Annotated in this window: 5 protein-coding genes; 3 read left to right on the top strand and 2 right to left on the bottom strand. The window is 72.8% G+C overall.

From position 1 onward, the window contains the following. Both sucB and ACFFCA_RS08020 read left to right on the top strand, forming a co-directional pair. Positions 1-878: 2-oxoglutarate dehydrogenase, E2 component, dihydrolipoamide succinyltransferase (sucB, locus tag ACFFCA_RS08025; RefSeq protein WP_375483555.1), on the top strand; the 878-nt coding region annotated here is incomplete at its 5' end. A gap of 29 nt (positions 879-907) precedes the next feature. Then, on the top strand, positions 908-1,792 hold the full coding sequence (locus ACFFCA_RS08020) for a TIGR01777 family oxidoreductase (protein WP_375483553.1): 885 nt from the start codon (positions 908-910) through the stop codon (positions 1,790-1,792). A 15-nt stretch (positions 1,793-1,807) separates the two neighbouring features. Here the strand turns inward: ACFFCA_RS08020 and ACFFCA_RS08015 are convergent, their stop codons facing one another. Then, on the bottom strand, positions 1,808-3,622 hold the full coding sequence (locus ACFFCA_RS08015) for a protein kinase (RefSeq protein WP_375483551.1): 1,815 nt from the start codon (positions 3,620-3,622) through the stop codon (positions 1,808-1,810). A 141-nt stretch (positions 3,623-3,763) separates the two neighbouring features. Between ACFFCA_RS08015 and ACFFCA_RS08010 the strand changes: the two genes are divergently transcribed. Further along, complete coding sequence (locus ACFFCA_RS08010; protein WP_375483549.1) at positions 3,764-4,492, top strand: Type 1 glutamine amidotransferase-like domain-containing protein; 729 nt, start codon at positions 3,764-3,766, stop codon at positions 4,490-4,492. Between the two features lie 48 nt (positions 4,493-4,540). Here ACFFCA_RS08010 and ACFFCA_RS08005 read toward each other — a convergent pair whose 3' ends face one another. Then, positions 4,541-6,778: an MMPL family transporter gene (locus tag ACFFCA_RS08005; RefSeq protein ID WP_375483547.1), complete on the bottom strand. Its 2,238-nt coding sequence runs from the start codon at positions 6,776-6,778 to the stop codon at positions 4,541-4,543. Positions 6,779-6,786 lie beyond the last annotated feature (8 nt).

Raw genomic sequence — 6,786 nt, 5'->3', positions numbered from 1 at the left:
GAGCGGCCGAGCAGGCCGCCGCGGCCGCTCCCCCCGCCGCGCGGTCAAGCGCGGCACCGTCCGGCGCGGCATCCTCGAGCGCGGCCCAGTCCGCCGCGGGCGCCACCGACCAGCCGGCCGCAGCTGCCACCGCGGCCGCCACGGTCACCCACCAACGGGGCAAGACCGAGCCGCTGTCCCGGATGCGTCAGGTCATCGCAGCCCGGATGGTCGAGTCGCTGCAGATCTCCGCGCAGCTGACCACGGTGGTCGAGGTCGACGTCACCCGGATCGCCCGGCTGCGGCAGCGCGCCAAGGCCGACTTCGAGGCGCGCGAGGGGGTCAAGCTGACCTTCCTGCCGTTCTTCGCGGCGGCGGCGGTCGAGGCGCTCAAGGCCCACCCGGTCGTCAACTCCTCCGTCGACGTGGAGAAGAAGGAGGTCACCTTCCACGACGCCGAACACCTCGGCATCGCCGTCGACACCGACCGCGGCCTGCTCGTCCCGGTCATCCACGATGCCGGCGACCTCAACCTGGGCGGCCTCGCCCGCAAGATCGCCGATCTCGCCGAGCGCACCCGCACCAACAAGGTGAGCCCGGACGAACTCGGTGGCGGCACGTTCACGCTGACCAACACCGGCAGCCGCGGGGCGTTGTTCGACACCCCGATCATCAACCAGCCGCAGGTCGGCATCCTGGGCACCGGCGCCGTCGTCAAGCGGCCGGTCGTCATCGACGACGAGGACCTCGGCGAGACCATCGCGGTGCGCTCCATGGTCTACCTGGCCCTGTCCTACGACCACCGCATCGTCGACGGGGCGGACGCCGCCCGCTTCCTGGTCACCATGAAGCAGCGTCTGGAGGCCGGGGCGTTCGAACGCGCGCTCGGGCTGAGCTGAACCGGGCGGCAGCCGGGTAGGACGAACACATGTTGCTGCTGCTCGCCGGGGCGTCCGGACTGCTCGGCCCTGCTTTGCGTGACGACCTGCTCGCCGACGGCCACACCGTACGCACGCTGGTGCGCCGGGAGCCGTCCGGGCCGGACGAGCACCGATGGGACCCCGCCGCCGGGGTTCTGGACCCGTCGGTGCTGGACGGTGTGGACGTCGTCGTGTGCCTGTCCGGTGCGGGTGTCGGCGACCGGCGGTGGACGGCGTCGTACAAGAAGACGATCCTGCAGAGCCGCGTCGACTCCGTGGGCACGCTGGCCACCGCGATGGCCGGGGCCGGCAGCTCCGGCAAGCTCGTGTGTGCCTCGGCGGTCGGCTACTACGGCGACACCGGCGACCGGCGGGTCGACGAGTCCACCCCGCCCGGCGACGGCTTCCTGGCCGACGTGTGCGTGCAGTGGGAGCGCGCTGCGGACCCCGCCCGCGCGGCAGGTATCACGGTCAGCCATCTGCGCACCGGCCTGGTGCTGGCGAAGAAGGGTGGCCTGCTGCCCCGGCTCGGCCTCATCGTCAAGCTCGGCATCGGCGGGCGGCTCGGATCGGGTCGGCAGTACTTCCCGTGGATCTCGGTCACCGACGAGGTGGCGGCCATGCGCTTCGTCATCGAGAACGACGTGCCCGGCGCGGCCAACCTCACCGCGCCGAACCCGGTGACGAACGCCGAGTTCACCAAGACCCTCGGCGGCCTGCTGCACCGGCCGACGATCCTCCCGGTGCCGGGGTTCGCGGCCCGGATCGCGCTGGGCGAGTTCGCGGGTGACGTGCTCACCGGGCAGAACGCCGTCCCGGCCGCGCTGCAGGACGCCGGCTTCACCTTCACCCACCCCGACCTCACGTCCGCGCTGGAGTCCGAGCTGCGCTGACCCGCCGGGGCCCGTTCACGCCGGCCGCTGGTCGACGATGCGGGCCGAGGCGACGGGCCCGGCCAGCGTCATCCGGATGCGGGTGGGTACGACGGCGGGGGCCCGGCCGCGGACCACGCCGTCGCACACCAGCGTGCTGGCCGGCAGGGCCGCGGACGCCGTGACGACCGCGCGCCCGCCCGAGGTGGTCACCCGTACGTCGCGGTAGGCGGTGCGGACGCCGCGCAACCCGCACCCGGACGGGACGATGCGCATCAGCAGCGCGGAGTCGGCGCGGAGCAGGGACGGTGCGGCGTAGACCGTGCGCAGCAGCTCCGGGCGGCGGGCCGCGAAGGCCCGTGCGCGGACGGCGTCCAGGGCCGACACGCGGGCCGCCCAGGTCACGGCAGAGGGTGGTGACGGCACCACCACGGGCACCGGCACGGTCAGCGGCGCCGACCGCGGCGCCACCGCCGACGTCGGGGTCGTCGTGGCCCGGCCCGGCGCCCCGGACGTTGTGGACCGGTCCGGCGCCCCGGACGCCGGGGCGGGAGGTTGCGCCGCGGCCGCCGAGGTGTCCAGGTGTCGCCGCCACAGCAGGGCACCGGCCCCGAGGGCCACGACGACCGCGAGGGCGACAGCGACGACGGTGGCCCGCGGCCGGTGACCGCGGGTACGGCGTCCACGCGGCGGGGCCGGTAGCTGCGGCCGGGGCATCGGCGCGACGCGGCTGGTCGGAGGCGGCGCGCCCCGGGGCGCCGGGTCCGGGGCTGCGCCGCCGCCCGTCGCGGCCAGCACCGGCCGGGAGAACGACGGCCGGTCGAACGGCTCCGAGCGGTTGCGAAGGCCCGACGCCCACACGGGGGCGGACGCGACCGGCGGCTTGGACGCAGGCGCGGCAAGGGCGGCCGACCCCCCACGGCGACCGCTGCGTGCCGGCGCTGGCGGGGCGGCATGGCGTCCCCGCCGGGGCCGGGTCTCGGTCGGCGCGGGCGGTACCGGCTCGCGGAGGGCGGGTTCGCGGCGGACCCGGCCGGCGTCGAGCTCGACGGCGACAGGCACACCGCTGTGACGCAGGTCCAGCGCGAACGCCGCCGCCGTACCCCGCCGTCCGGGATTGCGGTCGAGGGCGCGGCACAGGACCGCGGCCATCGGCTCGGGAACGCCCGCGTCGGCGAGCCGGGCCGGGAGCGGACCCAGGTCGCCACCGCGGGCCTGGGCCAGCGCCTGCTCGGCGTCCGGCCCCGGCCACGGCAGCTCGCCGGTGAGCGCGTGCAGCGCGGTCGCAGCCAGCATGAAGACGTCGCTGAGCTCGGACGGAATGCCCCCGGCCGCCACGCCCGGGTCGACGTAGGCCGGCGTGCTCTCGGCGTCGTCGTCCTGGCCGGTCAGGCGTGCGACCCCGAGGTCGGCGAGCAGCGCGTTGCCGCCGGCGGTGAACAGGATGTTTGCGGGCGTGACGTCGCCGTGCACGACCCCCGCGGCGTGCACGTGGGCCAGGGCGGCAGCGACCGGCGCGACGGCCGTGATGACCTCGCCCGGCGTCAACCGGCCACGCACGGCCAGCAGGTCGGCGAGCGAGCCGCCCTCGGCCAGGTCGAGCACGAGCACGACGTCGGTCCGGTCGGGTACGAGCGCGTGCAGGCGGACCAGGTGCGGATGGTCCAGGACGGTGAGCTTGGCGGCCTCCGCCGTGGCCCGCCGCACCTGCGCGTCGTCGCGCACGGCGAGCCGCTTGAGGGCCACCTTCTCCCCCGTCGCGGCGACCCGGGCCCGCCAGACCTCACCGGCACCGCCGTGGCCCAGCAGCCCCTCGACGACGTACCCCCGCAGTCGCCATGCCCCGTTCATGCCGGTCACCGTAAGCGCCGATCGCCACCTCGACGCTGTTGTCCACAGGCCGGTTCATCGCGGTGTGCGCGGCCCGGTTCCAGCCCCGGCGGCCGACGGCTCATGACCGCCAGGCGCAACGACATCTCTAGGCTCGTCGACGTGACTGCCGACGCGCCGACCATCCTGGCCACCTCCGGCGGGATCGTGCCCGCCGCTCGCATCCGCTGGGAGCTCGGCCCGCTCACCGAGTACGCCCTGGACCTCGCCGGCACCGACGGCCGCCGGCCGAAGGTGTGCTTCCTGGCCACCGCGCTCGGCGACGACACCACCACGATCTACAACTTCTACGCCGCCGCCCAGCAGCGCGGCCTCGACCCGTCGCACCTGCTGACGTTCGGGATGCCCAACGTCGAGGACGTCACCGCGCACCTGCTCGAACAGGACGTCGTCTGGGTGTGGGGCGGCAGCGTCGCCGGGTTGCTCGCCATGTGGCGCCTGCACGGCTTCGACACCGCGATGCGCACGGCGTGGGAGGCGGGAGTCGTGCTGACGGGCGTGTCGGCGGGTTCGATCTGCTGGCACGTCGGCGGCACCACGGATTCCTTCGGCCCGGAGCTGCGCCCGATCACCAACGGCCTGGGTCTGGTGCCCTTCTCGAACGGGGTGCACTACGACTCGGAGGAGCAGCGACGGCCGCTGTTCCAGTCCCTGATCGCCGACGGCACCCTGCCCGCCGGGTACGCCACCGACGACGGGGTCGGGCTGCTCTACCGCGGCACCGAACTGGTCGAGGCGGTCACCGAGCAGGACGGGAAGGGCGCCTACTTCGTCGAGCGTGGCGACGACGGTCGCGCGGTGGAGACCCGGATCGACCCGCGCCAGCTCTGACCGACCCGCATCCCCTCAACCGACCCGCGCCGCTTCGGATGAGGCCCGTCAGTCGGCGGCGGACGCGGCGGCCAGCTTGGACGGCCACCAGATCTTCTTGCCGATGTCGTAGGCGAGCGCCGGCACCAGGATCGAGCGCACCACGATGGTGTCGAGCAGGACGCCGAACGCGACCGTGAACCCGAGCTCGGCCAGGAAGACGATGGGCAGGACGCCCAGCACCACGAAGGTGGCCGCGAGCACGACGCCTGCGGAGGTGATGACGCCGCCGGTGACCGCCAGGCCGCGCACGATGCCCTGCCGGGTGCCGTGCTCGAGGGTCTCCTCACGGACGCGGGTCATCAGGAAGATGTTGTAGTCGATGCCCAGCGCCACCAGGAACACGAACGCGAACAGCGGGAACGCCGGGTCGGCGTTCGCGAAGTGGAAGACGTGATTGAAGAACAGTGCGCTGACGCCCAGGGACGCCAGGAACGACAGCACCACGGTGAGGATGAGCAGGATCGGTGCGATCAGCGCCCGCAGCACGAGCCCCAGCACGATGAGGATGACGAGCAACACCAACGGGATGATGAGGTTCCGGTCGTGGCGTGACGCGTCCTGGATGTCGAGGTTGACCGCCGAGCTGCCCCCGACGAGCGCAGTGTCGTCGACGCTCTTCAGGTCCGACCGGAGCCGCGTGATGGTGTTGTACGCCGGCTGGGTGTCGTAGCTGTTGGTCAGCGTGGCCGCCACGAGCGTCTTGCCGTTCTGCGGCCGCACCTGTAACGACGCCGGCGCGCAGCCGGTCCGGGCGAACGTCGCCAGGTCGGCCTTCGACGCGGTCCGCAGCTTGGAGAAGTCCGTCTCGACGCAGACCTGTCGCGCATCGACACCGTCGACCTTCTTGGCCGCGGCGATCACCGCCGAGCTCTTGCTCGCGTCGACGAGGATGTCGGCCGGCGCTCCCGCGCCCTTCGAGGAAGGGAACGCGTCGTCGTAGACGTGCTGGCCGGTGACCGCGTCCGGCTTGTTGGTGAACCCGTCGATGGTCGACAGGCCGCCGGTGTTCAGCGTGACGACGGCGATGGCGCAGGCGACCAGCACGATGCCCGCGCCGCCCCAGCTGCGTCGCCGGTGGGTGGTGATGGCCCGCGAGAACCGCGTCCAGGTGGGGTGCGTCTCGGCGAAGTCGATGCGGTGGTCGACCGTCGGCCGCTTGGGCCAGAAGATCCAGCGCCCGGCGAGCACGAGCAGCGCGGGCAGCACGGTGAGCATGATGACGACCGTGCAGCCGATGCCGATGGCACACACCGGGCCCAGGCCCGCGGTCGAGTTCAGCTCGGCGAAGCTCAGGCAGATGAGGCCGAGGATGACGGTGACGGCCGAGGCCAGGATGGGCGGCGCCGCGCCCTTCCACGCCGCGATCATCGCCGCGACCCGGCTCTCGTAGTTGTGCAGCTCCTCGCGGTACCGGCTGACGAGCAGCAAGGCGTAGTCGGTGCCCGCCCCGATGACCAGCACCGACAGGATGCCCTGGCTCTGCCCGTTCAGGGTGATGGTGCCGCTCTTGGCCAGCCCGTAGATGATGATCGACGCCGCGCCGAGGGCCAGCACCGAGCTGAACAGCGGGAAGAACCACAGGACCGGGCTGCGGTAGACGAACAGTAGGATGACGATCACGACGAGCCCGGCCGAGATCAGCAGGGTGCCGTCGAGACCGGAGAACGCGTCGATGAAGGCGACCAGCACCCCGCCGGCGCCCGCGCTGTGCACGACGAGCCCGTCCGGCGCGCCGGCCTTCGCCGCCTTGATGACGGCTTTCTCGGCGTCGACGAGCTGTGGCCCGGTGCGGCTCTTGCCGTTCTCCTTGCCGACCAGCGGTACCGCAATCGACGCGACCTTGCCGGCACGCGGGCCGCTCGAGCTGTAGGTCGGCGGCCCGAGCTGGTCACCGGCGACGTTCGTGATCGTGCGGAACACGGCGACCTTGCCGGCGATGTAGCTCTTGTCGGCGGTGGTCAGGCCGCTGTCGCGCTGGAAGACGATGAAGCCGGGGATGGTCTGGGTGGACGCAAACTTCTCCATCGCATTCGTGACCTTGGTCGAGTCCGCGGACCCGGGTGAGAACGAGGAGTTGTCGTTCTTCTGTACGTTGCTCAGCTTGCCCTGGAAGGACAGGCCGCCGAACCCGACAAGGAAGAACAGCAGCGCAAGCGCCCCGAACACCCAGACGACACGGGGTTTGGAGGTCTTGCCGGCCGGCGCAGGGCCGCTGGGGCCCTGCGCCTCGTCGGTCAGCGTCATGGCGGAAC

This window comes from uncultured Jatrophihabitans sp., assembly GCF_964252635.1.
In the GTDB taxonomy this organism is placed as follows: domain Bacteria; phylum Actinomycetota; class Actinomycetes; order Mycobacteriales; family Jatrophihabitantaceae; genus Jatrophihabitans.
This window is presented reverse-complemented; position numbering and strand designations above follow the sequence as displayed.